At 53.8% G+C, this 277-nt stretch carries 1 protein-coding gene; it reads left to right on the top strand.

The window, feature by feature from the left end; translation table 11 throughout:
• Positions 1 to 277, top strand: a 277-nt coding sequence (locus FN960_RS21480; RefSeq protein ID WP_221936852.1) for a hypothetical protein, incomplete at both ends; no start/stop codon positions are given.

The raw sequence follows: 277 nt of genomic DNA, 5'->3' as shown, positions 1-277 counted from the left end.
AAAATGTTGATGTGCAGAACGGCTGGCGCGATCAGCAAGAAACATTACTGACTTACTTGCAAAGCGGCAATCTGCATAGCCTGCGAACGTGGATCAAAGAGCGCGGTCAGGATTACCCCGCCCAGACGCTCACCACGCATCTGTTTATTCCTCTGCGCCGACGGCTTCAGTGCCAACAACCGACTCTCCAGGCGCTGCTGGCGATCCTCGACGGCGTACTGATCAACTACATCGCCATTTGTCTGGCTTCGGCACGTAAAAAACAGGGTAAAGATGC

Source organism: Alkalicoccobacillus porphyridii (assembly GCF_007293315.1).
GTDB lineage: Bacteria > Bacillota > Bacilli > Bacillales > Bacillaceae_D > Alkalicoccobacillus > Alkalicoccobacillus porphyridii.
Note: the sequence above shows the minus strand (reverse complement) of the source record. Positions and strands in the feature narration are given on the sequence as shown.